Origin of the sequence: Acetobacter sp. DmW_125128 (assembly GCF_008704325.1) — a bacterium.
Taxonomy (GTDB): Bacteria; Pseudomonadota; Alphaproteobacteria; order Acetobacterales; family Acetobacteraceae; genus Acetobacter; species Acetobacter oryzifermentans.
In genome coordinates, this window is the sequence record NZ_VHOP01000028.1 from 1 (window position 1) to 23,730 (window position 23,730).

Consider the following 23,730-nt stretch of genomic DNA (forward strand, 5'->3'; position numbering starts at 1 on the left):
ATAAACAGTTCTGGTTGTCATAAATACTTGTAAGAATCCTGAATGAGGTACGGAGCAAATTCGCTCTTTGCGCAAATCAAGATTTTAGCAAGAAACTTTTGAAAAATGTCTGTCGTTTATGATGTTATGAGTTCATCAAAATCGTGTGATAAAATTGGTTACGCTCGTGTAAGTACAGTGGGCCAAACTTTAGATATTCAGATAAAAACTTTAAAAGAATACGGATGTCACCGTATCTATCGTGAAAAAGCTAGCGGCGCAGATGCTGCACGAAAAGAATTACACAAATTACTCAATAATCTGAAGGAGGGCCAAATAGTTGTGGTAACGCGTTTGGATAGGCTGGCACGTAGCACATTTGACCTTTTTTCTATTGTAAAAGTAATAACTGAAAAAAATTCTCAGTTTTACTCTTTGGCAGAGCCATGGACGGATACAAATACGAGCACAGGCCGTCTGATGCTTGCGGTTTTAGGTGGTTTGGCAGACGTGGAGCGCGATCTTATTCGCAATCGTACATCCGAAGGGCGCGCAAGAGCCATTGCGCAGGGCAAAAAAATGGGGCGGCCTGCCAAAATTACTCCTGCACAGCGAAAGGAAATCATTCAATATCGAAAGAACGGTCAAACATTAAAGAAAATTGCAGATGTTTTTGGAATTAGCTCAACAACTGTCTCCAGAATTATTACAGGAGCAGATAGCCATAGAAGCCGAAAAACAAAAAAGCTTATGGCTCAATAGTCTATTTTTATTATATGCGTTGTAACTCAGAAACAGCCTGCTCTCTATGGAGGCTCTTGCGCACTTTTCTCGTCCAAAAATGCCCAAGCATAATTTGCGCAAAGCTGCTACACGGCACATGGCAGAAGCAGCAGCCTGTTGAGGGCTTGAACAGGAGGGTGGTGGAGCTGAGGGGAATCGAACCCCTGACCTCCTCATTGCGAACGAGGCGCTCTCCCATCTGAGCTACAGCCCCGCCTGTTCCGTGATTTTTGGGTGTATAGGGCTTACCAATTCGCTGTCAAGCTGTATTGTAGGTGTCTGATGGCAGACATGCGGGCATGCCATAAGGGTGTGTTCGGTTTTTTAGCAAGGCAGGATTTGGCGTTCGTGTTTTTCGTTTTCATGCTGTTGATGCGGCTTTTGGAACTGTATAGCTGGGTGCTTCTGGCAGCCTGTATTTTTGTAAACCTGTATGCCTTTGGCATTCTGGATAGCCGCAACCAGATTGTCTGGAAAATAGGCGTGTTTCTGGAACGGATAACAGAACCCGTGCTGGCCCCCGTGCGGCGTATGCTGCCAATGCCGGGCGGCATGGACTTTAGCCCAATGGTGGTGCTGCTGATTATCCAGTATGTGCTACAGCCGGGGCTTGTCAGCCTGTTTCGTGCGCTGATGTCTCATTAAAACGCGCACGGTGGCTGGCGTTAGCCCGGTTTGTTAAAAACGGAGCAACCGCCATGCCGCATCTTTTTCGCACATTGGGCCTGTTTTGCGCCACCATAACCGCCACACCCGCGCTGGCGCAGGATACACCGCCCGCTACATCCGCCCAAATGTACACCGGCAGCATGGCAGGCGGCCAAGGCACCCTTAAACTGGTGCAAACGGGGGATGAAACCTTTGCTGAAGTTTCGGTTGTGGGGGATACCTGCGCCGGATCAGCCGAGGGCGCAGCCGCCCGCCACGGCACAACATGGGTGGTTACAACAGATCCGGAATATAACGGCCAATCATGCCGCATCACCTTCCGCATGGGGGCGCATGGCGTGATAGGGAGCGAGGAGCAAAATTGCGCGCCCTATCATAACGGGGCCTGCGCCTTTACCCATGCGCAACTGGCCCGCACGGCGCAGTAAGGCCGCGCTTTATACGTATGTAGGCACAAAAAAACCGCCGGGCCAATAAGGCTGCGGCGGCTTTTTTACAGCATGGCAGGTAAAAACCCGCCAGCCCACATTAGTGGTGAGAAGAAGACGCGTTCGGGTCTTTTTCAATGTGGGTCAGGCTGTAGCTGCACATCACGATAACCGGAACAAGAAAAGCCACCACAGCAGAACCCATAGCTGCAACGTTCATGCCCAGGAAGTACAACATCAGATCCAGGCCCAGCAGCGCAATGCACAGAAACATGCCCATCCCAAAAACCCCTTATATAGTGTTCCGGCGGTAAAAGGGTTGCCGGGCCGGTGCCATATCCATGCATCTCAAGCCCCGCAGATTCCGCCGGAATCATGCCAAATCAAAACAGCGTCACACTTACTCTTTTGCCCCGCGTGGTCAACCGCTATCTGGGCATGGCGTTGTGGCGGGTAATGCTGGTCTGCTTTTGTGCGGGTTGCAGGCTGCGGGGGCGGCCCCAATGTTTAAGGTAGGCTTATGTAACCAAGGATAAGATTTTTATGTCTGAAAAAACAGAAAACCATACCCACCACCTGCCATCCGCCACAGATATTAGCCGTGAAATGGAACAGGTAAAGCGGGAATACGATATTGCGCTGAAGGATCGGCCAGAACACGCAAAAGCTCTGGGTGAACGCCTGCGTAAGTTGGAAGCCCAGTTGCAGGAAGGCGCGCGCGGCAAGGCCTGAACGCCCTTAACATATGCCGGGCCGGGGCACATACCCCCAGTCCACATAATATATAAAGCGCCCGGCCTTAGTGCTGGGCGTTGCTGTTTTGGGCCGCCCCCGTAGCGGGTGTTGCCGCCTGCGCTTTGGAAGCCCAAGCGGCGGCCACAGCCTGCGGGCCCGTGAGTGTTTGAGAAACCGGAACCGCCTGTGTTGCCGTGCCTGCCTGCGCTGCGGGCGTGGCGGCGGCGGAGGGCGCGCCAGCAGAATCTGGCCGTGGGTTGAGGATACGTTGCGGTTCTGGCTGTTCATAAACCGAATGCAGCGCACGCCTTTGGGCTTCTATGCTGGGTTCATGAAAAGCCGAAACCGGGCCAAACCCAATCAACCTGTCATGGAACCGGTTGGTGGAGGCCACGGGGGAGCGGATGCAGCCTTTTACAACCGTAGAGCACGCGCCATCCGTGCCAATCATGCGGTCATTATCGCCGCTGTAGTGCAGGTCATACACACGGCCATCCACCATCCGCAGGCTGGCCACGCAGGTTTTGCCCGCGCCGCCAAAGGTGGTTTGCGTCATGTTCACAAATGTCTGGAGCGGAAACAGCGAGGAATCGTTGGTGGAAGGCATGTTGACCGAGCGCACATACTGATAAACCGTGGTGTGCTCATCTATCTTTTGCGTTTTGTCGGGAATACCCGCGCAGGCCTGTAAATCCTCATTTGTCATGCCAATCACGGCTAACTGGCCCTTATGGGCGGTGCGGCTATCTATATATCCGCAGCCTGCCAGCGCGGGCAGCAGCACCAGCGCAGCAAGCCCGCGTGCACGATAAAACAGAGAAGCAGCAGAGGCAGAAATAGGCAGGGAAGGAAAGGGCAGACCGGTCATTACTCTTGTTCGTAAAAGGGTGGGGTGGTGTTCAGGGCGGTGTGTTGTGGGCTTCGGCGCGGGCAATGTCCAGATACAGCAAAATCAGCAGGGGCAGGGGCCAGATAAAGGGGAGCGGCACATGCCACGCCATGGCTAGGGTGCCACACAGAGCCCCCGCAGCAAACCCCAGCCACGAAAGCCCCGGCAGCAGGGCCGCCCCGGGTGCGGGCGGTTTAACCGTGCTGCCCGGCCAGCGCGCAGCCAGTGATGTAGCCAGTGCAGAGGCACATTTCAGCAGGTTGCTGGTGATCACAATGGTTTGGATAGCGGTGCCAGAAAACCGGGCAATTGTTTCACCCTGCACGGCCATAAGGGCGGGCAGCAGCACAAGGGCCAGTGGGCGGTGCCACGGCGTAAGCATGGCAATTTGCGTGGCCCCCAGCAGCACGCCCACACAGGCTATGCCAATGGCTGCCTGCCAGCGCAACCGTGCCAGAGTAGCCAGCATGGCCGCTACAAAAAACGTGCCTAAAATTTCCAGCAACAGCAGTGCATGCGGCCAGATGCCCCCAACAAGGGCGGCGGCCAGATGGGTTGTGTTGCCTGTCATGGCGGAGGCAAACAGCCCGCCCAGATACACAAAGCCCAGCGCATCCACATACCCGGCTAAAAGATCCAGCACCAAAATGCGCCGCGCAGAAACCCGCACGGAGGAGGAAGAAGAAAGCTCGGCCATATTCATCCATCAGCATACAAGAACATTACACAAAATCCACCCGCAGCCTTTGTGCCCGCTGCGTGGCATATAGGCCATTCACAGGGCCGTAAGGCTGTATTTGCGTGCCAATGGGGTGGCCGTAGGTGTGGATATCAGGCATCTATGCGCAAGTTTATGCGGCATGGCACGCGCGGCGGGCCTTGCTGGCAGGTGGGGTTTTTCCGTATTCTGCGGCCAGACCAAAGCAAGGAACAAAGTAGATGTTGGGATTCCGTCCTGTTTTTCTGGCGTTGGGGGCCTGCACTGCCCTGTTGGCCGCGCCCCCGGCGGCTTATGCGGCGGAGAAGAACCCTCATTACGGGCTACAGGTTATGAAGATGCGCCCCGGCCCACCCCCCATGACAGTGGCCACAGCCGCCCCCGGCATTTTGGATTACGATGGCATACCCACCGTATTGGGCACAAATGCGGCCAATGTGGGCGGGCTGATGTATTTTTGCTACCACAATAAGCTGATAACAGACACCACGGTAAACATGCTGGGGCGGGAACTGGCAAAACTGCCGGATGTCCGCAATTCGTCCGATTACGCATGGGGTGGCATTGGCATGCTGCGCCTTGGCCCAGACCAGATGTTTGATACCCGCACCCTAAACCGAGACCAGCGTGAGGCCGTATGCTCCCGCACCGCCCTTATGGGGCCGGATCTGCTTAAGGCTGCCCGCAATGGTGATGCCGCGCCAAGCATAGATAACCAGCGGGCATCGGATGAAAAACCAAGATGGCCGTCCGCTCCCCCGCCGCCTATCCGTGCCACAGCCCCCGTTGCCGCTGCGGCGGCTGTTCCCGCAGGTGTGGCCGCCACACCTAAGATAACAGCGCCAGCGCGTGCGGTTTCGGCCCCTGTTGCGCATGTGGCACCATCGCGCCCGGCTGTATCTGCCCCGGCTTATGTGGCCCCGCGTGCCGTGGCTGCCACGCCGCATGTGGCGGCCCCTGCGGTTTCTGCCCCTGTGCCGAAGGTTGTTTCTGCTCCGCCACCGGCTGTTATGGCCCCCACACCCGCGCCAGCACCCAAGCCAGTGCCCTATACGCCGCTGCCCTCGCAGCAGGCTATTCAGGATGACGTGGCGCAAAAGGCCGAAGCGCGAGAAGCCGCAGCACAGGCCGAATTTGCCCGTCAGGCGGCATCTCAGGCCGGAGCTGTGCGGTAATACGCGCCCACCACAGCACCAACACACACATCAGGCCCGCTGGCAGCCGCGCTGGCGGGCTTTTGCGTTGCAAGCCATGCTAAAAAGGGGATGCGTGCCTGTTGTGATAGAACAGCTTAAACAAAGTTTTAAGTACACAGGCTACCACATAGCAAACGCCCCGGTATTCTGCCTTGGCCCATATTCCGCCACTGTTTGCTGGTTAGTGTGGCGGTGTTGAACAAAGCTGCTGCCATATCTATTTGCTATATAAGTTTGGCAGATGCCTGCCCCACACCGGCAGGCCATAGAAAAGACGGATAAAAGAATGCGTAAGATTGTAACCCTTGGCCTTGCAACCCTTATGGCTGCCACCATTGGCACCGCCGCAAACGCCAGCGAACCGGGCGGCTGCCTGAAGTATGGCGCCGCTGGTGCCGTGGGTGGCCATGTGGCCAACCATCATGGTGTGCTGGGTGCGGCTGCGGGGTGTGCCGCGGGCATGTATCGCCGGCACGAATACCGTAAGGAAGCCCGCGCCAAGGCCGCGCTGTATGATAAGGAACACCCCGGCTCAAAGGGTACGTATCAGCAAAAAGCCACGGCGTATGATGTAGAACATTCCACCACCCCCGGCACCATGCAGCCCACCCAGCAGCCTAACGGTGCCCCGCAGGGGGGTGAAGCCCAGCCAGAAGGCGCACAGCACCTGTAATATGTTGCGGCTTATGCCCACCAGTATCTGGGCTTAAAACGCAAAGCGGCCCCGCTGCCTTGCCCCATATGCGGGGTGTAGGCAGCGGGGCCGTTTTTTATGCGCGCGGGGGGGCAAAGTTTATTAGGTGCGGTTGGGGTCTGTGTGTGCTGTGTCTCCATTATAAGGAGATGTTAGCTGCGCGCGGGCTTCCCCCTTGGGGTAGGCGGCGGTGTGCAGGTTGAGGTACATCTTGCCATCATGCAGGGCTTTTTCCTGATCTGCCGTTAAAATGGCGGTGCCAGAAAACGGGCTTTTAAACGGGCCTTTCAGGGTGATCATATGGCCTGCTTCCTGCCCCGGATCTGCTGGCCCATGAAAATGCGCCACCGTAACCTGCCCGCTTAGCCCATCCCACGTAATGGTGTAGCGCAGTTCATGCGTGGAAGGGAAAAACACCGCATCCACCTTGCCAGTTGGGTGGGATGTTGCGTTGTGTTCGGCTGTAAAATCGCCACCAAATCGTTCGCTGCGTTCAGCATGCGCGGTGGAAACCAGCGCACTTACAGCCGCCGGAACCACTGTAACCGCAAGCGTGACACCCAAAGCCACCTTGCGAAACACTTTTTTGCTGGCTGAAATCATACGAAAGCGCCCTTTCAAACATAAAAACATCTGTGCGATAGGCCTATAACGGCCCGCTCTGGCAGAGGTTCCTGCGCTAAAGGGCGGGCAAAGGCACGTATTTGCATTACTTGCTGCCAATATGGGGTTGGCCAGCCTTGTGTTGTAGCCCGCAATCTCTCACGCTCGCGTGATACATAAAGGGGCCAGCCCGCCGCCCCAAAAAGGTGCGGCACAAGGCGCAAGGGTTAGAACACCTGCCGCAAACGGATGGTTTTGCCGCCGGAGGTTTGCAGCACAAGGTGTGTGCCATCTGTTGTCCAGCCGGTTACGCTGTTCAGCAATGGGCTAAAGGTGTTTGCAATGTCATTCTGTTTGCCAAGGCAGGCCATGCGCGTGCTCATGCTGCCCACAGGCGTGGCTTTTACGCTGCCCTTTGGCCCAAACACCAACCCGCCCACATAGCGGTTGCAGCCATCGGAACCAGAAATCTTGCCCGTATCGTTAATATCTAGCGTGGGGGCAAACATATCTGCGGCTGGGTTGGGGTTTTCATCCGTGGCGCTATCATCTGTGTCGGGCACAAAATTGCCGCTACGCAGCTTGCGGCCATCCATAGCCGTAACCACCCAGCGCGTATTGTTTAAACTGGTGGGGGGCACAAGGGCGCCACCGCAGCCCCGCAAGGTTTTGGTGGCGGTTGTAAGGGTTACGGTATCTGTAAACACTTGGCCGGTCATGTTATCTGTGCAGGCAGATGCGGTAAGGGCGGCTTTTATATCCGATGCCTCGTAATACCGTGTGCCACCTTCAGAATAAGCGTGGCGGATCACGCGGGCCATGCGCGGGCCATCCGGTGTTTCAACAGAAAGCGCGCCATCAGCCAGTGTCATGTTCCAGAAGGGTGCGTTCCCGCGGGCTTCATACACATCTTTGGGGCCGGTGGCGGCTACCGGGGCTTCCTTGCCTTCTGGCGTGGTGGTGGTGCGGGGTTCTGCACAGCCAGCCAGCACCGCGCCCGCAGCGCACAGCGCAAAAAGGCCGGAGCGGAAAAAAGGGGCGGAAAAGCGCATGGCCAAGTGTCCTTCTACTTCTGTTGCCCCTTGGCAGCACAGGCACGCCGGGCGATGGAAAACGCGTGCGTGTATCTGTGCCGCATTATGCCAGAACTGTTAAGGGGCACCTATGCCAGCGGGGCCAGATGTGCAGAATCATTTGACTCTGAGGTGCGATAATATATAACTAACTCTAACTTTTCCTTAACAATCATTTAAGAGTACCCCATGGCGACCACAACCAACATTCCATCTTCAGGAAGTTATATACTTAACTTTGCAACTATAAAAACAGTAAATTCAAAATCAACTGTCTCTAATATCCAAAATAGTGTTACAGTAACTTTTAATAGTTCAACAGGTTTCACTATTAATGGTGTAAAATATTCATATAATTTTACTTGGGGTAGGGCTGGTTCATCGCAAATCATATTAGGTGATACGGCGGGCGGATATTTTCTATTAACAGACGCAGATGTAAATATCTCCAATTATACCTATGTGAATGATTCATACGGCCAAAGTAACAATCATTGGCAAGTAAGCGGAACCGATGGCACAAGCACATCGCTGGTATTTCAGGACCGCGGTTTTGATCCATGTTTCCTTGCGGGCACAGAAATTTCAGTGAATGGAGCAACGTGTAAGGTTGAAAATCTGGTTATTGGTGACCGGATCGATGTGCTTGTAAACGGTAAAACAGAGCAGAAAACGGTTTCATGGGTTGGCAAATCAACCTGCGTTGTAAAGCCTTTTCTTTCTGTAGATATGGCAGGATACCCGGTGCGCATTGTTAAGGACGCCATAGCAGACGGCGTGCCTTTTAAGGATATGCTGATCACCCCTGAACATTGCCTGTTTCTTAACGGCCGCTTTGTGCCTGCACGCATGCTCGTAAACGGTCAGTCCATCTTTTACGATCAATCTTTCACATCTTACGATTATTACCACGTTGAAACCGAAGATCATGCCGTTATCATCGCAGATGGTGTTTTGACGGAAAGCTATCTGGATACCGGAAACCGGCAGAGTTTCCGGCAGGATGGCGATGTGCTTTCCATAACCCGCAGCCGTCAGCTTACGTGGGATGATGCCGCAGCACCGCTTGATGTCTCCCGCGCTTTTGTTGAGCCAATATTTCAAAAGCTCAGCGCACGTGCGGCAGAAATGGGCTTGCCGCTGCACACACAAACACCAGTTCTAACAGCGGAAAGCGGTCTCTCTCTGTCATTGGGCAATGGTCGTGTTATCTATCCCCTGCGCACAGAAAAAAATTACGCCCTCTTTATGGTTCCCGCAGGTATTGAAACGGTTTACATCCGCTCCAACGCCAGCCGCCGGAATGAGGCAATAGGGCCATTTGTAGATGATCGCCGCCACCTTGGGGTTCTGGTTGGGGATGTCAGGATTTTCGAAGGGGCAACTTCGCGCACGATCACATCTTATCTGCATGATGAAAATCTGGACGGATGGAATAACGTAGAATTTTACCCCATGCGCTGGACGGATGGAAATGCCTGCCTCCCCCTCGGCCAGAGAGAGTCGGGAACAGGCGCACTTCTTGCCCTCCAGATTCTAGAAGCTGGCCCTTATGTTGTCAGGGCTGAAATGCCAGAAGAAACCGCTCTGCGGGCCTGATAACCTCACCCTGCTCCATATTTTGGGGCAGGGTTTTTTTATAGATGATAACTCTGCGCCAATATGTGGTGTGTTCGCGCCGCGCGCGCATTTTGTAAAAGCCGTGTTGTTGCGGCCAAGTTATCCTGCACACTGTATGGGCATGATAGGCGATAGCTTAAAGCCGTGGGCCATCCAGCAGTTGCCCTGCTTGCGTAATTTGCGCGTTTACAACAGCAAAAAATATACACCTCAAACAACCGCAGGGCCGTGTAACGCCTAAGGTCTGCCGTGCATGCGCTCTGGTTGCATGCCTGCGCGCAGTATGGGAGGAGAGAATTAAGGCGTTACCAAAAGGATACCCCATGCCCCAGCCCAGCGGATATGACCCCGAAGAAAGTGCATAGAGAAGCATGAAAATACAGGGTTACAACTTTTTTTGCGATATGCCGGAAGATACGCGCTACCTGCGCCGTGCCCAGCCGGATGAGCGGTTTATTGAAGAAAACATGATCTTCATTTTGCCAGATCGGTTGCGCAAGTTTCGGCGTAATTTGTGGCATGTGCGGCGCAACCCCGGCCCGGTGCATATTTATGTGCCATTGTTTAGAGTGGAAACCCTGCTGGAGAGTGACCCTCTGCCCCCAGAATACGGCCCCCCGCAGGATGTGTTTCCGTTTTACACCCACACCACCCGCAGGCGTGGCCGCGCGTTGGATTACTACGTGCTGTTTATCTTTAGGGATAAGGAATCCTACGTGCGGTGCAATGCTGCCTTGCCTGTGCCATAACGGCAGAGGGGCAGCTTAAATGAAACAACAGGAGTTTTAGCATGTCCCAGCAGCGTTTTTTTAAAGTGTATTTTGCGCGGGCGGGGCTTTTTGCCACGTGCGGCGTTATGGCGGCGCTGCTATGTAGCCCAGCACAGGCGGCCAGCAAATCTCCTTCAGAAGATACAACATTACTGGATACGCTGCATGATAAAGGCCCCGTTGGCCCAACGCAGGCGGGTATAAGCCAAATAGACCGTAAAAGCGGGGTTATCCAACATTGGGGCTGGCAGTGCAATTTTAACAGCGCCACCAGCAAGCCGTTTTTATGCGGCGTGCAGCAGAATTTTCAGATAAACGATACCCAGCACCACGTCACCAGCATTATTGGCAGCATGCAAATTGCGCGTGCCGTGCCACCCAACAGCACTGCGCGGCTGTCTGATGCGCCATACAAAATTATTGTGCGGGTGCCGCTTGGCCTTTCGCTGAGCAAACATTCCTTTTTGGCGGTGGATAACGCGCCGCCCGTGCCGCTGGAATGGCAATATTGCGATACTAAGGGCTGCCTGGCGCTGGCCACCTTTACGCTGGAACTGATGGACGCCTTGCGCCGTGGCAAAGTGGGCCATCTGATGTTGTCTAAGCGTGATGCAGGTGTGCTGACCATAAACTTCCCGCTAGAGGGGTTGGCTCCGGCGTTGGATACAGCAGATGGCTGGGCCGGTAAGGATGGTGGGGTGTCTCCTTAACGCCACAGTTGCAAGTGCAATACGTTCTCATGTGCAAATTTTAGAGAGTGGCCACTTCCTATTCTCTCTGCGCGGCAAGGGGCCAGAACAGGCCCTTTGCAAGCCGTGCGGCAGCCATGCCAAGGCCAATTTTTAGTTCCTGTTCAGCACTGTGCTACGGGTGGCATGTGTTGCCAAACGGCTTGATTATTAAAAGATAGTTTATAAAACATCGGGCCGTATTTTCCGGTCTGATACAGCCCGGCCTGCGCCTGTTTTATGGGGCATGGCTTGCGCATGTCCTGCACCAAAAACACCCCGCAAAACGCTATATAACGGCAGAAAACCGCAAAAATCTGAGCCTCATTTAATTATTGCAAATGATTCGCAATGTTGTTAACTGCCCAGCCAATACACCAGCAAGAACCACGGGGTAAAATGGGTATGCACCACAACAGGATTATTTTTTGTGCGCTTCCCCTTACATTTTTCATAAGCGGTAAGGTTCTTGCAGCAACCCAGACACCCACATCCGGGCAGTCTCAGCGGGTTGGGGCAACGGCAGCAAAACACGGCAAGGCCACCAACAAGGGGCCTGCATCCGCCGTGCATGTTGAAGGGGTGGAAGTGCGCGCGCGCAGGGCGTCCACCATTGCGTCTTCCGCCACCAAATCCAACACACCGCTTATTGAAACAGCGCAGTCTGTTACAGTCATTACGCGGGATGAAATGGATGTGCGCGGCGTGCTCAGCCTTAATCAGGCCATCCGTTATGCGGCGGGCATTACGTCTGATTTGCGTGGCGGTGGCGTAGGCACGCGGTATGATCAGTTCATGCTGCGCGGCTTTACCGTGCCCACCTTTTTAGATGGGCTGAAGGTGCAGGCTAGCCCCACCGGGTACGCCACACCGCAAACAGATACATCCCGCCTTGATAGGGTGGAAGTGTTAAAAGGCCCAGCCTCTGCCCTGTATGGGCAATCCAGCCCCGGTGGGCTTGTAGCGCTTTCCAGCAAACTGCCGATAGACAAACAGTTTTACGGAGATATCACCACCACCGGCGGCAGTTTTGATCTGTACCGGGTGGATGCAGATGTTGGCGGTTACGCCACCAAGGATGGTTCCGTGCAGTATCGGCTGTATGGCACGGTTAATGGCCAGCACAGCCAGCTTGCACGCACGGGCAGCCGCCGTTTTTCCATAAGCCCGGCCTTTACCTTTGGCGCACACGGCCCCACCACGCTTACCCTTCTGGGCAATTATCAGTATGATCCCGAAAACGGCACTTATGGCGGCGTGCCGCTTGTGGGCTCTCTCAAACGTGCATCATACGGTTACCTGCCGCGCAACTTTTATGATGGTGACGTGCCTTTTGAAAAGTTCAACCGCAGGCAGGGCGGCATTACCTATATTCTAAACCACAAGTTTAATGATGATTGGAGCTTTAGCACCCGCGGCCGGTATGATGATATTAAAACCATCTACCGCAGCGTGTATGATAGCGGCTATTACGATACAGACCCCACAATGCTTGCCCGTTCTGCCTTTGGCACCAACGAGCACACGCATAATCTGGCGTTTGATAGCCAGTTTAAGGGCCACGTGCGCACCGGGCCAGTGACGCATGATATGATGTTCGGGTTTGATTACATGCAGCAAAGCGCCACAGAGGTAGGCTATTATGCCGCTGCGCCCTCTCTGGATGTGCTGCACCCCAATTACCACATGACCATGCCAGACATGGGCAGCCCGTATATGAACTACCGCACGGATTCACACCAGATTGGCATGTATGCGCAGGATGAACTGCGCTGGAAAAACCTGATTGTAACAGGAAGTTTGCGGAATGACTGGTACCGTTCCCACCAGATGAACTATATCAGCCATACCGGCACCAGTGAAAGCCCGCGCCAGATTACGTGGCGTGCTTCTGGCCTGTATCACTTTGATTTCGGGCTTGCGCCATATATCAGCTATTCCACATCCTTTCAGCCGCAATCTGGCATTGTGTCTAACAATGGGGGGCAGAGCTTCCGGCAGGCAGATCCTTCCTTGGGCAAGCAGCTTGAAGGTGGGGTGAAGTATCAGTTCCCCGGTACATCCGTGCTGCTAACAGCCGCTGGCTTCCATATCGAGCAAACCAACGTGCTGGTATCTGTGGGGAATCTGGGCTACAATACGCAAAGTGGCAAGGTGCATTCAGATGGTTTTGAATTTGAAGCCCACGCCGAACCCTACAAAAACCTGATGATTACTGCCGCAGTAAGCGTGCAGAAAATTAAGGATGATTCCACCGGCAAGCCGCTTATGCAGTCTGGCAAAGGCAATGCCTCTTTGTTTGCCTATTACACCATGCCCAAAGGTGTGATGAAGGGTTTTGGCTTTGGCGGCGGCCTGCGTTATTCCGCCCCACGTTATGGGGGCGAAGCCTCTTACGGCAGCGTGCATGTGCCGCAATATACGGTGTTTGATGGCTCCATTGGGTATGATCTGTCTAACCTTTCTCCCTCTCTGCGTGGGTGGAATGTGGCGGCCAGCGTGCGCAACCTGTTTGATAAAAAGTATATCGGCAACTGCATGGCCTATGCCTCTTACGGGCAGGAATGGTGCTATTATGGAGAGCGCCGGAACGCCCAAGGCAGCATTGGCTTTAAGTGGTAAGCCATCTGTTTTGTAAAACAGGCTAAACGGCCAGCAATATTAAAAATACCCCGCCCACCATAAAACAGTGGGCGGGGTATTTTTTTACCGTGCGCGCGGGGCCTTGCCCGGTTGCGCTGCTTTTACCGGAGGCAGCGCCGAGGCAGCGGGAAACACCATTTGCGCCAAGCGGTTTTCATCCGTCGGTAGGGGTGTGTGCCCCGGTTCCACACCGTTTTCGCGCAGTAGAAACGCCAGAACATCTATGTTGTCCTGCGGGGGCAGGGTGCCCGGCGCCATAAGCGGCATGGCGTGGGTGATGTAGGCGTACAGCTTGTTGAGCGATGTATTGGCCCAGCGCGCCACAAACAGCCCGCGCAAAGGCGGCATATCATGCGCGCCCTCCAGCGCTGCACCGTGGCACATGGCGCAGGTGCCTGCGTAAATCTGCGCCCCGTGGTCTGCCTGTTCTGCCGTAAAACTTGGCGCGGCAAGGGCAGGGGGTGCTGCCGGTGCATGGCGTGGGGCAGCCTGTGCAACATGGGCTGTGGCCACAAGCCCGGTTGCGGCCAACAGGGCGGCGCAAAATCCTTTAGCCGTTTGGCCCTGTTTTGCAAAAATGCGGTGCTGTGCCATGCCGTTATCCTCTGCGGGGCCGAAAGCGGGAGAACAGATCTTCAAACACAGCCACGGCCTGTTCGGCCTCTGCGCGGTTGGGCTGTTCCATACTGTTGCCCACGCCTTCCAGCTCTCCCAACCCGGAAAGGTTGACACCCTGCACCATCAGCCCATCGGATTTGGAAAGCATGGCCGCGCCCTTGTAGCGCACGCCATAATTGGCGGCGGGTTGTGGCGGCAGCCATGCCGTTTGCCCGCGTACGGGAATAAGAGATTTATCGCCCCACAAATCTCGCGCTGCATAGCCGGTGCAGTTAAACACCACACGTTCTGGCAGATCTGCCACCTCGGATGGGCTGTGGAACTCGCGTATCTCAATACGCCCGCCTGCCTGATAAAAATCAGACAACAAAGCGTGGCCAAACGCACCAAAATTGTAAATCATAATGGGCTTGCGCCGCGCATACGCAACGGGGAAGGGGTTGTCCGCCCCGGCCAGAAGCTCTGCTGCGGGAATAATATCCTTTATTCTCTCAGCATATTTGGCAAATTCGGCCTCGCTCTGTGGCACGCCGGTAGAGGCATAGGAGCCTTTGCTGATATCGGGCGTGGGCTCGGTATGGTCGGCCTCATCCGGTGGGGTGTCGGATAGGATGTAATTGTCTCTAAAATCCACCGGGTTGCCGGGCAGGCCCAGATATTCCCGATACGTTTGCCAAGAATACCGCGCCATGCGCTCCCACGTGGCGGCAAAATCTGGCGTGGCGGCGGTTATCAGCGCAATGCGTGAATCCGGCGTCCAACTGCCATTGGCCCGCACAGAGCGCGTATGGGGCAGCATATCCCGCGCATAAATGGTAACATCCATGCCCGCGCGTTGGGCGGTTATGGCGGTGGTAAGGCCAATAATGCCGCAGCCAATTACGGCCACGCGTTTTTCCATAAGGGGGGCGGCGCGTTCCACCGCCATAGCGGCAGACCCCCATGAAAGAGACCACCCGCTGCCGCCATGCCCGTAATTGTGCACCACAATTTTATCTGCCACCGGCTCTATTTCCAGCCGCGGGCCAGCGGGGCGGAAGGGGCGCAGGCACACCTTAATGTCCATTATCTGGTCTGCATGCACGCGGGCGGGCGTTAGGGCGGGTACGGTGCCGGGCGGCGCGGTGCGGCCCATAGCCTGTGCGGCCTCTGGCACGCTGGCCCAGCTTTTGCGCCCGGCGGCTAATGCACCGGCAGCCAGAGAAGCGGCAAAAAGGTTTCTGCGTTTCAAAAGGGGCGTCCTTTATACGGTTTCTGTTTTGTCGCGCAGCATGGCGAGGGGGCAACATAGCAGGGCGGGGGTGTTTCCAAAACCCACATATCAGCCAGCGCGGGTACGCTCGGCCGCCAGCTCGGTCAGGGTTTGGGGGTCATCATGCGCAATGTCATCGGCCAGCGCGCGCAGGGTGGGGGCGCAGTCCAGCACTGTTAGCGGGCCTTGGGTAAAGTAAAGCTGGGCCACAAGCGGGGTAATCTGCTGGGCGCAGTTTTGTAAAACTGTCACAATCTGGCGCACGGTGGCGGTATCCTGCGCAAGCTGGCGGGCCATATAGGCGCTGGTGCCGGGTAGGGGCGGCCATTCCTGCGTGTTGGGCAAAGGCCGCTTGCGGGGGGCTGCATGTGTTGGTGATGTTGGCATGATGGCGGGGCTTTCCTGCAAGGTGGGTTTCTTGCAGGGTTAGGCAGGACTATGAGAGCAGGAAAGCGCGCCGCACCCGGCTGTACCCATTGTGCTGCGTAGCCCTCCCAAAGGCTGCCACATGGGCGCAACAGGTCTGGCAGATCAGTTCTTTTTAGGGGCGGTGCTTTGCTTTAATTCCTGTATAACGGCATACCGCATCATGCTTTTTTCATAATTTTTGCGCAAAAGAAAAGCGCCAGCCGCAATGCTGCCAATAGCGGCCACAGTAAGATACATGGAAACAATAAGCGAGAATTGGGCAACAGAAACCTGATGCTGCAAAAATGCCGCTGGCAGCAACATGGTTAAATGGAAAAGGGGGGAGGCCATGCTTTTGAGCAGATAAAGGCACAACACGCCTTCCACCACAAAAGTGGCGTATAGAAAGCGGCGCAAATGCACGGGCATTTTTTGCCATTCTTCCGATGGAGTGTTCTGAAGTTTTAAAAGAGACGTCATGCGCTGAAACATAGCCGATGCCTTTTGCTAGAGCGTGTTACACTCAATTTTGCATATCATATGCCAATTAAGGCAATAGCATGGCCATGTTGCTGCAAAAGGGCCAATGCATTTTTGCACTGGCCCAAATGGTGCTTTAAAAACACCAAAATATGTAAGCAGTTTTTGGTAGATCAGGCAGTTTTGGCAGCACTGTGCTGCACAGCATCTGCCAGCAGGTAAGGCCCGGCGGCCCGCACTTTAAGGGAAAGCATGCAAATGGCCCCTTGTGTTTGCTGCGTGGTCAGGGGCAGTTCGGCATTGCCGTTTGTCCATGCGCAATCTGTCCAATCTGTAGCGTACCAGCCTTTGGGCTTTTCGGGCTGCAAATGGGCCGTTACAGCCTGCTGCTTGGTGGCGGATAAAAGGGTAATTTCCGCCACAGCCACGCCAAGGTTGCGCCTATCATCTACAAAAGGCCCAATTACATCTGCCGGGCGGCTAGCGCGGGAAACCACGCGCACGCCCTGCGTGTTGGCGGGCAGGATAAAGTTGTAAGTGTTGTTCTTGCAGTTTGCAGGCCAGATGGTGGCGCCTGTGTTGGTGATAAGGTGCAAATCCGGGTTATGCACGGTTGCTGGTGCGGCTGCGGTGGCCCCCTGCGGGTAACGTGCGGTAATCTGGCGGAACACGGTTTCCACCTGCTCTCTTTCCACACAAAGCAGGGCGGCGGCATCTGCCTGCCAGCTTTTGGCGGCCCCACCAATCTGGATAACATTGCCTTTTGCGGTAAAGCTGCGGCGGTTGCCTGTATCCAGATAGCTTTCTGTCAGCATACCATCGGCCATAATAACCGCGTGGTTTGGGGTTTCAATGTGGTAGTAATTATAAGAGGTGATGGATTTATCGTAAAAGATGGAAACACCGTTTACCAGCATACGTGCGGGAATAAACGCGCCGTTAAAAAACAGGCAGTGTTCAGCCGTTATCAGCATATCCTTAAAGGGCACGCCATCGGCAATGGCATTTTTAACAATGCGCACGGGGTAGCCTGCCAGATCATCCGGCAAGGTGGGGTTAACCGTGCAATGCGCCATACCCGCCCAGCTAAGCGTGCCAGCAGAGGCCACGCCATCTGCATATGTCTGCACTTCATCCCCAACAAGCAGATCCTGCACAGCCACCGCGCCATTGGGGGTGGCAATCAGGCTGTCTGCCAGAAAGCAAACGGTAATGGTGCCGTTGTTATAGGGGGTGGCAATCACATCTAGGCTATCACTTGGCACAGTATTGTTGGGGAAACCGCCGGTAAGTTCAAAAACGTCACCCGCTATTGTAACGGTGCCCAGTTGCTGGCCGCTCTTGTTTACAAGAGTAATAATGGTTGTTTTTTTGTTATCTGTATTATAGCTGACACTACTCTTGCTGATAGAAACATTATCTGCGGTGCCAAACGTAAGAACGTTGCTAATACCGCCCCCAAAATTTCCGGTAATTGTAAGAGCCAGCGGGTTGGAGGCAGAAAGGTTCTGCAAATCCAGATTGCCGCTTGTGCCGGTAAAATCAACGGTGCTGTTGAGTGCGTTGGATGTGGCATCAAATGTAACGGTCTGGTTACTGCCAACGGTGATTGTGGACGTTGCCATAACGAGGACTTTCTTAAAAATGATCAAGTTTGGAATTACTTAATATACAAAAGTTAGATTATGAACCGCAAACGCACAAGGTTAAAAATGTTTAAACCGCATTAAAGTGGTGGAACTTTTAAGCGTATTCTCTAACGCGGCTGTGCTGTGCCGTTTCTGGCCCTGTGGCAGAGAGTGTGTAACAGTGGCTTAATCTTTCTTATTATTAAGGACTGTAGCATGAGCTGGCATAATTGGGGTGTGTTTTGCGGCATAGTGTTCTTTTTGTGCGCAATTCCCGGCCCCAACATGCTGCATGTGCTGGCCAGCGTGGCGCGGGTGGGCATGGCGCGTGGGCTGGCCACCATGCTGGGGTGTTTAAGCGCGGTTGTGCTGGTGCTTGTGGCTTCTGCCGCCGGGTTGGGGGCAGCGCTTGCGGCCTCTCCTCATCTGTTTGGCGTGCTGCGTGTGTGCGGGGCGGTGTATCTGTTTTGGCTGGGCATACAGGCATGGCAAGAGGGCGGGCGCGTGCCACCTTCTGCGCCTGTTGCTGCGCCCAACACGCCCGCCGCGCAGGCAGAAAGCCCGCAACATGGCAGCGCATGGGGGCGCTGGCGCAAGGGGTTTTGGGTGGGGCTTAGCAACCCCAAGCTGTTGCTGTTTGCGGCGGCGTTTTTTCCGCAGTTTATTGCCCCCCATGCCCCGCAGCTTCCGCAATTTGTGGTGCTGATAACCACCTTTGCGCTGCTGGAAATGCTGTGGTACGGCGTGTATGCCGTGGGCGGTTACACACTGGCCCAACAGTTGCAGCGCCCCGCCATCCGCCGGGTGTTTAACCGTATCACAGGCTGCGTGTTTATGGGTTTTGGGGCCGTGCTTTTGCGTGGGCGCGCATAAGGCGGCAAAAGGGCAGCCATTCGCTGTGTATATTGTGCTTAACTGCCCAGTTGATTACGATACGCAATAACACACCATAAGCCCCGGCCTTTTGCGCGGCCCAGATAGGATACGCACCAGATGTCTCAGCCCAAAAAAGGATGGCCCAGAAACTGGCCTCTGGCCGTGCTGTGCTGTTGCGTTATTCTTACGCTTTCCATTGCTGCCTTTAGCATGGGCGTGGCTTTGGTGCTGGAAAACAGCGTGGCGGGGCCGCTGTGGTTGTTTATTTCCGCCATTACCTACTACATTGCCGATCAATCCATAGAATGGAAGAACAGGCCCGGCGGCGGAAACTAAAACCCCCGCACGTTAGGCAACATGCGGGGGCAAAGTGGTGTTAGCCGTTGGCGGCCACCGGCAGCGTAAATGCTGCGGGCGTGGCCAGATAAGGGCCAGCTTGCAGCACTTCCACCGTAAGCAACGCGGGGCCGCGTGCCGTGGTGGCGCTTAATGGCAGAAAGGCGTTGCCATCTGTCCACCGCGTGGTGGGCTGGGGCATATCCTGCCAGCCATAGGCGCCATCTGCGTAGGCCAGATGGGCGGTTATTTCTGTGGCCGTGCCAGCAGAAAGCACCGTTACGCGGCCCAGCAGCACGCCCAGCATGCGGCGCTTATCTACAAACGGGCCTTCTACATCACACGGGCGAGATGCGCGTGAAACAAGGCGCACGTCCTCCACCCCCGCAGGCAGCATAAAGGAGATATTGCGCCCCGTTGCCCGCAAAGGCCGAATAACCGTGCCCGCTGCCGTAACAAGGTGCAGCCCGTGGCTGTGGGTTATTTCTGGCTTGGCGCAAACAGCCATATGGCCCGCAACATCTGGCGCACGCGCGGCCAGCACACGCCATATGGGTTCCACCACATGGCGCGCCGTGCCCAGCGGTACCGCCGCGTGTTCTGCCCAGCTTTTGGCTTTGGCCCCAATGGTGACAACATTGCCATCGGATACAAAATTGCGGCGGTTGCCGGTATCCAGATAGCTTTCTGTCAGCATTCCGTTGGCCATGATAATGCTGTGTTCGGCTGTTTCTACATGGTAATAGGTGTAATCGGTTATGGAGCGATCAAAAAAGATGCTGCTGCCATTTACCAGCATACGCGCGGGCACCAGCATGCCATTGGCAAAAATGCCGTGTTCCGCCGTAACCAGCAGATCCTGATACGGCACCCCCGGCGCAATGGCATCGGCCAGAATACGCACGGGGTAGCCTGCCATATCATCGGGCAGGGCGGGGTTTATGGAGGCCTGCGCCATGCCAGCCCATACCACCGGGCGCACATGGGTTACGCCATTTACAAAAGTAAGAACCTCATCACCCCGGCGGATGTTTTCCACCGCCACCACACCGTTGGGCGTGGCAATCATGCTGCCTGCCAAAAAGCAGATCACGCCTTGCCCGCTATCAATGGTGACAGTCTGGGTTTTATCCCCCGTGGGCGCATCCGTGTAGGAACTGTCATACGTAACACTTTTAACCTGAATGGGCGTGCCGCTTGCGGTGGCGAGTGCAACATTATTGGCGGAAAGTGTGGCGGTGGTTACCTTTGTGCCATCCACACCAAGCCTGTCACCGTTTTTCAGGTTTTCTATGTTCACCTTGTTGGCGCCGTATTGCAGGTTGGGCAGAACAAGCGTGTTGTTGCCAGTGCCAAACACAACGGTGGAGCCATCTGCCGGATAGGCAGAAGTGCTTAGCGTGGCGGTGGCGCCATCATTCAGCGTGAGTACGGTTGTGCTGGCAAGAGAGCTGGAATCCGTAAAGCTGGAGCCGGTAACATTAATGGGGCCAGATAAATCGGTGGAATTGCTGGCTGTGCTGACAACAGAACCACCCGTAATATTGAGTGTGCCATTACCGCTGCTCTGATTGACATTCCCCAATACAATATTGGATTTATCAATATTAAGCGTGCCCCCCTGTTGCAAGGAAAGGTTAAGGGCTGGGTTGGTCCAGTTCTGTGTTACGCCTTCAAACGTGGCTGTGCCGCCGTTATCTATTTGCAGGCCACCATTGATATTCAACGTGCGGGAAATGGTGGCCTGGCCGCCATTTTCTACGACCAGCTTGCTGAATGTCAGTTGGGAATCACTGCTTGGCATAACCAGCGTGCCTTGCACGTCCAGCGTAAGATACCCCAGAGAACTTACAGTAGATGGAATGGTAACCGTAACGCCAGCCGGAATGGTAAAGGTGCCGTTGGTTTGGTTATTTGGCGCATGCGTGGCGGGTTCGCCGTCGTATTGCCAGTTGCTGGCATCGGTCCACACCCCACCAGAAGCAGGGCCAGCCCACGTGTATTTTGAACCAGAAGTCCAATCGGGTGTTGTCATAGATTTGTATAGTCCTGCATGAATACAGTAAAGAAACCCACTTAGTACACTTTAGTGCTTGGTGTTTTTGTTTTCTTTAAGGCATTGTTAGCGAGATTTTAACGCTCTTGATAAGGCGTATTTACCCAGCCGCAAACAGGACCGCAAGGGTCTTGTTAAAGAAAAAGTGAACTTTTAACGGGATTTTAAGGATTTTGTTGTAAAAAAGTCACACCGCTTATACGCAGTGCGCATACCATACAACGCGGCCCAATATCTGCACCCGGCTGGCGGGCAGTGTGCAGGCAGAAAACCGCTTGTTCTCGCAGCTTATCTGCACCAAGGGGCGGCCTTGGGGGTCAAACGTGCGTTCTGCCCAGCGGCACACCACGTTTTCCCCATCAAACAGCACAAAAAGCCCCGGTTCGGCCATGGTGGTGCGCCGTGTATCCATCAGCACCGTATCACCATCGCGCAGCAGGGGTTCCATGGCTTGGCCCTCTACGCTTAAGGCGCGCAAGTTTTCTGCGCGGGCGTTCAGGCGTTGGGTTATCAGGCTTTCTTCAAAATATTTGGGGCTACCCAGCATCTGCGCTTCATCATACCGGCCAGAGGCTGTGCCGCGCTGCGCCAAAAACGGCACCACAACATAGCCCGGCGGCGCGGGGGCTGGCGGCGGGGCAGAAAGGGGGGGGGGCGCCATACGCGTTGCAGATGCAGAAGAATGGTGCAACCGCCCGCGCGTGGGGGCTGTGGCAGGTGTAAACGGTGGGGGCAAATACGGGGTGCGGCGTTCACGCAGCATCAGCCCCGGCTGGGTGTGATCCACCCCCGGAAAAAGCAGATCCCGCGCGGTGCAGCCCAACACTGCGGCAATGCATTCCAGCTTTTCCCCACCCGGATTACGAGATTTCCCCTTAAGAATATCGCGCACATAGGTATCGCCCACCCCCGCCTTGCGGGCCAGTGCCTTTTGGGAAAGCCCAAGCAGGGCCATCCGGCGTTCCAGTTCATCTGCCACAGGTGATCTTGTCATTGCCTGCGCACTATTCCATGCCGGGGGCGCGGGCGCAAAAGGGGATATATCACAATTTTTGGGTTGACGCTGCGGGAGTGGTCACCATAGCGTCCGGGGCAGGCCATGTTTTGGTGGTGTAAATGGCCAGCCACCCCGCAACCACGGATACCCCATTATGCCTGCTTCCGGTTCCAATGTGTTTGGGATTTTACCAAATAGTATTTCAAATCATAATGTTTTGCAGTTTCCTAACTTGCTGTGCGCACCCAAAAAGGGTGGGGTTATGCCCCCCAATGCGCCCGTGCTGCGCCCGGCTGCACAAAAGGGGAGCACCCCGGCCCTTAAGGGAAAAAAAGACCACGGGAAAAACGTTTCCAAGGCGTTAAGATGGTGTGACACATCACAACACCGTGCCGAATCCACACCGGCGCTGGTGCTGCCCGCACAAGGCGGGGTAAACGCACAGGCCTGCCAGCAGGCGCAGCGGCCCGGCACATCTGCGCAGGTGGTGGCCAACATGGTGGGGCTACGGCGCAAGGGCTATTCCTTCCGGCGGATCGGGCGGGAGGTCGGCCGCTGCATGGAGGGCGTGCGGCAAGTGCTGATGCGGTATGAAGATGCCCTAACAGCCCAAGCCCCCGCCCATGCGCCCCAACCCAAAGGCTATGCCGAATTGGTGCGAGACCCCGAGCCCCTGCCCGCAGGCCACCCCATTGCCATGCGCGGGTTATGGAAAGGGCTGGAACGCTGGCAGCCCACGCAGGCGCACGCCACCCCCACCACATGGCAGCAGGATGAGGCCGCATTGGCCCAAGCCCTGTTGTGGAACGGAGGCGCCGCCTAATGCCACGTTCCGCTGCTTCATCCCCCGCCACACCTGCCGCCACACCCGCCAGCACGCGGCGCAGATGGTCCAAGTTTTGGTGGCAGGATCATGAGCGAGATCCGGCTTTGCGTTTGTGCTCCTTGGCGGCGCAAGGGCTGTGGATGCGCCTGTTGTGCCTGATGCACGAGGCCGAGCCCTACGGGCATTTATGCGTTAACGGCAAACCCCTGCACCCGCGCCAGATTGCCCAGATGGTGGGCGTAAGCCCCCAGCAGGTGCGGCGCTATATGGCAGAGCTGCAAGATGCGGGCGTGTATGCCACCACGGCGGAGGGCGTGCCGTATTCTCGCCGTTTGGTGAGAGACCGCGCCGCATCCGATGCCGGGGCCGCATGGGGCCGCACAGGTGGCAACCCGCAGCTTAAGGCCGAGCCTTCATTATCGGGGGCAGAGCAGGGGATAACGCCTGCGCCCCGTGCTGCGGTTATGCTCCAAGAAGCAGAGGCAGAAACAGAGGCAGAAGCAGAACATCCCCTCACAAAGTTCGGGCCGGACACGGATGCGCGCACGCATCTGTTCAAATCTGGTCTGGATTTTTTGAAAAAAGCCACCGGCAGGCCGGATCGATCCGCCCGTGCCATTCTGGGCCGCTGGCTCAAACTTGCGGGGGATGATGCCGCCGTGGTGCTGAACGTGCTGGCCGAATGCGCCACGTTCAACCCCGCCGAACCCGTGGCGTGGATAGAT

General features: G+C 55.5%; 26 protein-coding genes and 1 tRNA gene. 14 read left to right on the top strand and 13 right to left on the bottom strand.

All coding sequences use genetic code 11. The annotated features are described in order from the left end of the window. Nucleotides 1–105: 105 nt before the first annotated feature. Nucleotides 106–741, top strand: coding sequence for a recombinase family protein (locus tag FKW19_RS09635; RefSeq protein ID WP_089178609.1), 636 nt, complete (start codon nucleotides 106–108; stop codon nucleotides 739–741). Nucleotides 742–900: 159 nt separating this feature from the next. Here FKW19_RS09635 and FKW19_RS09640 read toward each other — a convergent pair. Beyond that, nucleotides 901–976, bottom strand: a tRNA-Ala gene (locus FKW19_RS09640). A 20-nt stretch (nucleotides 977–996) separates the two neighbouring features. Between FKW19_RS09640 and FKW19_RS09645 the strand changes: the two genes are divergently transcribed. Beyond that, a complete protein-coding gene (locus FKW19_RS09645; protein WP_006117031.1) occupies nucleotides 997–1,407 on the top strand; it encodes a YggT family protein in 411 nt (136 codons plus the stop codon). A 53-nt stretch (nucleotides 1,408–1,460) separates the two neighbouring features. Further along, a complete protein-coding gene (locus FKW19_RS09650; RefSeq protein ID WP_089178638.1) occupies nucleotides 1,461–1,859 on the top strand; it encodes a hypothetical protein in 399 nt (132 codons plus the stop codon). Nucleotides 1,860–1,959: 100 nt separating this feature from the next. Here the strand turns inward: FKW19_RS09650 and FKW19_RS09655 are convergent, their stop codons facing one another. Beyond that, nucleotides 1,960–2,139 carry a hypothetical protein gene (locus FKW19_RS09655; protein ID WP_089178639.1) on the bottom strand — a complete coding sequence of 60 codons (180 nt, stop codon included), beginning with the start codon at nucleotides 2,137–2,139 and terminating at the stop codon, nucleotides 1,960–1,962. A gap of 263 nt (nucleotides 2,140–2,402) precedes the next feature. Between FKW19_RS09655 and FKW19_RS09660 the strand changes: the two genes are divergently transcribed. Then, the gene (locus tag FKW19_RS09660) at nucleotides 2,403–2,591 is read left to right on the top strand and encodes a hypothetical protein (RefSeq protein WP_003626200.1); all 189 of its coding nucleotides are present in this window, start codon (nucleotides 2,403–2,405) and stop codon (nucleotides 2,589–2,591) included. Nucleotides 2,592–2,658: 67 nt separating this feature from the next. Here FKW19_RS09660 and FKW19_RS09665 read toward each other — a convergent pair whose 3' ends face one another. Together FKW19_RS09665 and FKW19_RS09670 are read right to left on the bottom strand one after the other, a co-directional pair. After that, nucleotides 2,659–3,462, bottom strand: a complete 804-nt coding sequence (locus FKW19_RS09665) for a hypothetical protein (protein WP_089178640.1) — start codon at nucleotides 3,460–3,462, stop codon at nucleotides 2,659–2,661. 31 nt (nucleotides 3,463–3,493) lie between these two features. Next, nucleotides 3,494–4,180 (bottom strand): YoaK family protein, encoded by a 687-nt coding sequence (locus FKW19_RS09670; protein ID WP_170315327.1) that lies wholly within the window; start codon nucleotides 4,178–4,180, stop codon nucleotides 3,494–3,496. A 242-nt stretch (nucleotides 4,181–4,422) separates the two neighbouring features. Here FKW19_RS09670 and FKW19_RS09675 point away from each other — a divergent pair, with 242 nt between their 5' ends. Both FKW19_RS09675 and FKW19_RS09680 read left to right on the top strand, forming a co-directional pair. After that, nucleotides 4,423–5,376 carry a hypothetical protein gene (locus FKW19_RS09675; RefSeq protein WP_089178641.1) on the top strand — a complete coding sequence of 318 codons (954 nt, stop codon included), beginning with the start codon at nucleotides 4,423–4,425 and terminating at the stop codon, nucleotides 5,374–5,376. Nucleotides 5,377–5,638: 262 nt separating this feature from the next. Beyond that, a complete protein-coding gene (locus tag FKW19_RS09680) occupies nucleotides 5,639–6,070 on the top strand; it encodes a hypothetical protein (protein ID WP_089178642.1) in 432 nt (143 codons plus the stop codon). 123 nt (nucleotides 6,071–6,193) lie between these two features. On the opposite strand, the gene FKW19_RS09685 is transcribed toward FKW19_RS09680, so the two are convergent. After that, entirely contained in the window at nucleotides 6,194–6,694 is a 501-nt protein-coding gene (locus FKW19_RS09685) for a CHRD domain-containing protein (RefSeq protein WP_035351123.1), read from the bottom strand. 227 nt (nucleotides 6,695–6,921) lie between these two features. Beyond that, entirely contained in the window at nucleotides 6,922–7,746 is an 825-nt protein-coding gene (locus FKW19_RS09690) for an META domain-containing protein (RefSeq protein WP_089178643.1), read from the bottom strand. 465 nt (nucleotides 7,747–8,211) lie between these two features. On the opposite strand from FKW19_RS09690, the gene FKW19_RS09695 reads away from it, so the two are divergent. The 4 genes from FKW19_RS09695 (at nucleotide 8,212) to FKW19_RS09710 (ending at nucleotide 13,507) form a co-directional block, all read left to right on the top strand. Then, nucleotides 8,212–9,366: a Hint domain-containing protein gene (locus tag FKW19_RS09695; RefSeq protein ID WP_255446497.1), complete on the top strand. Its 1,155-nt coding sequence runs from the start codon at nucleotides 8,212–8,214 to the stop codon at nucleotides 9,364–9,366. Nucleotides 9,367–9,758: 392 nt separating this feature from the next. Then, a complete protein-coding gene (locus tag FKW19_RS09700) occupies nucleotides 9,759–10,136 on the top strand; it encodes a hypothetical protein (protein ID WP_006117042.1) in 378 nt (125 codons plus the stop codon). A gap of 41 nt (nucleotides 10,137–10,177) precedes the next feature. Further along, a complete protein-coding gene (locus tag FKW19_RS09705) occupies nucleotides 10,178–10,867 on the top strand; it encodes an invasion associated locus B family protein (protein ID WP_035351088.1) in 690 nt (229 codons plus the stop codon). Between the two features lie 423 nt (nucleotides 10,868–11,290). Beyond that, nucleotides 11,291–13,507 carry a TonB-dependent siderophore receptor gene (locus FKW19_RS09710; RefSeq protein ID WP_089179880.1) on the top strand — a complete coding sequence of 739 codons (2,217 nt, stop codon included), beginning with the start codon at nucleotides 11,291–11,293 and terminating at the stop codon, nucleotides 13,505–13,507. 84 nt (nucleotides 13,508–13,591) lie between these two features. On the opposite strand, the gene FKW19_RS09715 is transcribed toward FKW19_RS09710, so the two are convergent. From FKW19_RS09715 to FKW19_RS09735, 5 genes are all read right to left on the bottom strand, one after another. Continuing rightward, nucleotides 13,592–14,122, bottom strand: a complete 531-nt coding sequence (locus FKW19_RS09715; RefSeq protein WP_035351092.1) for a c-type cytochrome — start codon at nucleotides 14,120–14,122, stop codon at nucleotides 13,592–13,594. A gap of 4 nt (nucleotides 14,123–14,126) precedes the next feature. Continuing rightward, nucleotides 14,127–15,377, bottom strand: coding sequence for an FAD-dependent oxidoreductase (locus FKW19_RS09720; protein ID WP_006117047.1), 1,251 nt, complete (start codon nucleotides 15,375–15,377; stop codon nucleotides 14,127–14,129). A 90-nt stretch (nucleotides 15,378–15,467) separates the two neighbouring features. After that, nucleotides 15,468–15,785: a hypothetical protein gene (locus FKW19_RS09725; RefSeq protein ID WP_089179881.1), complete on the bottom strand. Its 318-nt coding sequence runs from the start codon at nucleotides 15,783–15,785 to the stop codon at nucleotides 15,468–15,470. Nucleotides 15,786–15,929: 144 nt separating this feature from the next. Next, nucleotides 15,930–16,286 carry a hypothetical protein gene (locus FKW19_RS09730; protein ID WP_238331330.1) on the bottom strand — a complete coding sequence of 119 codons (357 nt, stop codon included), beginning with the start codon at nucleotides 16,284–16,286 and terminating at the stop codon, nucleotides 15,930–15,932. A 173-nt stretch (nucleotides 16,287–16,459) separates the two neighbouring features. After that, nucleotides 16,460–17,911, bottom strand: coding sequence for a Hint domain-containing protein (locus FKW19_RS09735; RefSeq protein WP_089178645.1), 1,452 nt, complete (start codon nucleotides 17,909–17,911; stop codon nucleotides 16,460–16,462). A 219-nt stretch (nucleotides 17,912–18,130) separates the two neighbouring features. On the opposite strand from FKW19_RS09735, the gene FKW19_RS09740 reads away from it, so the two are divergent. Both FKW19_RS09740 and FKW19_RS09745 read left to right on the top strand, forming a co-directional pair. Then, on the top strand, nucleotides 18,131–18,787 hold the full coding sequence (locus tag FKW19_RS09740) for a LysE family translocator (RefSeq protein WP_063353626.1): 657 nt from the start codon (nucleotides 18,131–18,133) through the stop codon (nucleotides 18,785–18,787). A 120-nt stretch (nucleotides 18,788–18,907) separates the two neighbouring features. Then, nucleotides 18,908–19,126 (top strand): hypothetical protein, encoded by a 219-nt coding sequence (locus FKW19_RS09745; protein WP_063353627.1) that lies wholly within the window; start codon nucleotides 18,908–18,910, stop codon nucleotides 19,124–19,126. A 40-nt stretch (nucleotides 19,127–19,166) separates the two neighbouring features. Here the strand turns inward: FKW19_RS09745 and FKW19_RS09750 are convergent, their stop codons facing one another. Together FKW19_RS09750 and FKW19_RS09755 are read right to left on the bottom strand one after the other, a co-directional pair. Continuing rightward, nucleotides 19,167–21,161 carry a Hint domain-containing protein gene (locus tag FKW19_RS09750; RefSeq protein WP_089178646.1) on the bottom strand — a complete coding sequence of 665 codons (1,995 nt, stop codon included), beginning with the start codon at nucleotides 21,159–21,161 and terminating at the stop codon, nucleotides 19,167–19,169. Nucleotides 21,162–21,378: 217 nt separating this feature from the next. Beyond that, nucleotides 21,379–22,176, bottom strand: coding sequence for a LexA family transcriptional regulator (locus FKW19_RS09755; RefSeq protein WP_089178647.1), 798 nt, complete (start codon nucleotides 22,174–22,176; stop codon nucleotides 21,379–21,381). Nucleotides 22,177–22,333: 157 nt separating this feature from the next. Here FKW19_RS09755 and FKW19_RS09760 point away from each other — a divergent pair, with 157 nt between their 5' ends. Beyond that, complete coding sequence (locus FKW19_RS09760; protein WP_089178648.1) at nucleotides 22,334–23,002, top strand: hypothetical protein; 669 nt, start codon at nucleotides 22,334–22,336, stop codon at nucleotides 23,000–23,002. Then, the coding region (locus FKW19_RS09765) for a winged helix-turn-helix domain-containing protein (protein ID WP_150395944.1) at nucleotides 23,002–23,730 on the top strand (729 nt) is incomplete at its 3' end. The genes FKW19_RS09760 and FKW19_RS09765, both read left to right, overlap by 1 nt.

What these genes read in the sequence shown, in the direction of transcription:
- FKW19_RS09745 (WP_063353627.1), top strand. Translation starts at nt 18,908, where the DNA reads ATGTCTCAGCCCAAAAAAGGATGGCCCAGAAACTGGCCTCTGGCCGTG.
- FKW19_RS09730 (WP_238331330.1), bottom strand. Translation starts at nt 16,286, where the DNA reads ATGACGTCTCTTTTAAAACTTCAGAACACTCCATCGGAAGAATGGCAA.
- FKW19_RS09655 (WP_089178639.1), bottom strand. Translation starts at nt 2,139, where the DNA reads ATGGGCATGTTTCTGTGCATTGCGCTGCTGGGCCTGGATCTGATGTTG.
- FKW19_RS09650 (WP_089178638.1), top strand. Translation starts at nt 1,461, where the DNA reads ATGCCGCATCTTTTTCGCACATTGGGCCTGTTTTGCGCCACCATAACC.
- FKW19_RS09660 (WP_003626200.1), top strand. Translation starts at nt 2,403, where the DNA reads ATGTCTGAAAAAACAGAAAACCATACCCACCACCTGCCATCCGCCACA.
- FKW19_RS09755 (WP_089178647.1), bottom strand. Translation starts at nt 22,176, where the DNA reads ATGACAAGATCACCTGTGGCAGATGAACTGGAACGCCGGATGGCCCTG.
- FKW19_RS09700 (WP_006117042.1), top strand. Translation starts at nt 9,759, where the DNA reads ATGAAAATACAGGGTTACAACTTTTTTTGCGATATGCCGGAAGATACG.
- FKW19_RS09675 (WP_089178641.1), top strand. Translation starts at nt 4,423, where the DNA reads ATGTTGGGATTCCGTCCTGTTTTTCTGGCGTTGGGGGCCTGCACTGCC.
- FKW19_RS09670 (WP_170315327.1), bottom strand. Translation starts at nt 4,180, where the DNA reads ATGGCCGAGCTTTCTTCTTCCTCCTCCGTGCGGGTTTCTGCGCGGCGC.
- FKW19_RS09680 (WP_089178642.1), top strand. Translation starts at nt 5,639, where the DNA reads ATGCCTGCCCCACACCGGCAGGCCATAGAAAAGACGGATAAAAGAATG.
- FKW19_RS09635 (WP_089178609.1), top strand. Translation starts at nt 106, where the DNA reads ATGTCTGTCGTTTATGATGTTATGAGTTCATCAAAATCGTGTGATAAA.
- FKW19_RS09665 (WP_089178640.1), bottom strand. Translation starts at nt 3,462, where the DNA reads ATGACCGGTCTGCCCTTTCCTTCCCTGCCTATTTCTGCCTCTGCTGCT.
- FKW19_RS09740 (WP_063353626.1), top strand. Translation starts at nt 18,131, where the DNA reads ATGAGCTGGCATAATTGGGGTGTGTTTTGCGGCATAGTGTTCTTTTTG.
- FKW19_RS09705 (WP_035351088.1), top strand. Translation starts at nt 10,178, where the DNA reads ATGTCCCAGCAGCGTTTTTTTAAAGTGTATTTTGCGCGGGCGGGGCTT.
- FKW19_RS09750 (WP_089178646.1), bottom strand. Translation starts at nt 21,161, where the DNA reads ATGACAACACCCGATTGGACTTCTGGTTCAAAATACACGTGGGCTGGC.
- FKW19_RS09725 (WP_089179881.1), bottom strand. Translation starts at nt 15,785, where the DNA reads ATGCCAACATCACCAACACATGCAGCCCCCCGCAAGCGGCCTTTGCCC.
- FKW19_RS09735 (WP_089178645.1), bottom strand. Translation starts at nt 17,911, where the DNA reads ATGGCAACGTCCACAATCACCGTTGGCAGTAACCAGACCGTTACATTT.
- FKW19_RS09685 (WP_035351123.1), bottom strand. Translation starts at nt 6,694, where the DNA reads ATGATTTCAGCCAGCAAAAAAGTGTTTCGCAAGGTGGCTTTGGGTGTC.
- FKW19_RS09715 (WP_035351092.1), bottom strand. Translation starts at nt 14,122, where the DNA reads ATGGCACAGCACCGCATTTTTGCAAAACAGGGCCAAACGGCTAAAGGA.
- FKW19_RS09690 (WP_089178643.1), bottom strand. Translation starts at nt 7,746, where the DNA reads ATGCGCTTTTCCGCCCCTTTTTTCCGCTCCGGCCTTTTTGCGCTGTGC.
- FKW19_RS09760 (WP_089178648.1), top strand. Translation starts at nt 22,334, where the DNA reads ATGCCTGCTTCCGGTTCCAATGTGTTTGGGATTTTACCAAATAGTATT.
- FKW19_RS09710 (WP_089179880.1), top strand. Translation starts at nt 11,291, where the DNA reads ATGCACCACAACAGGATTATTTTTTGTGCGCTTCCCCTTACATTTTTC.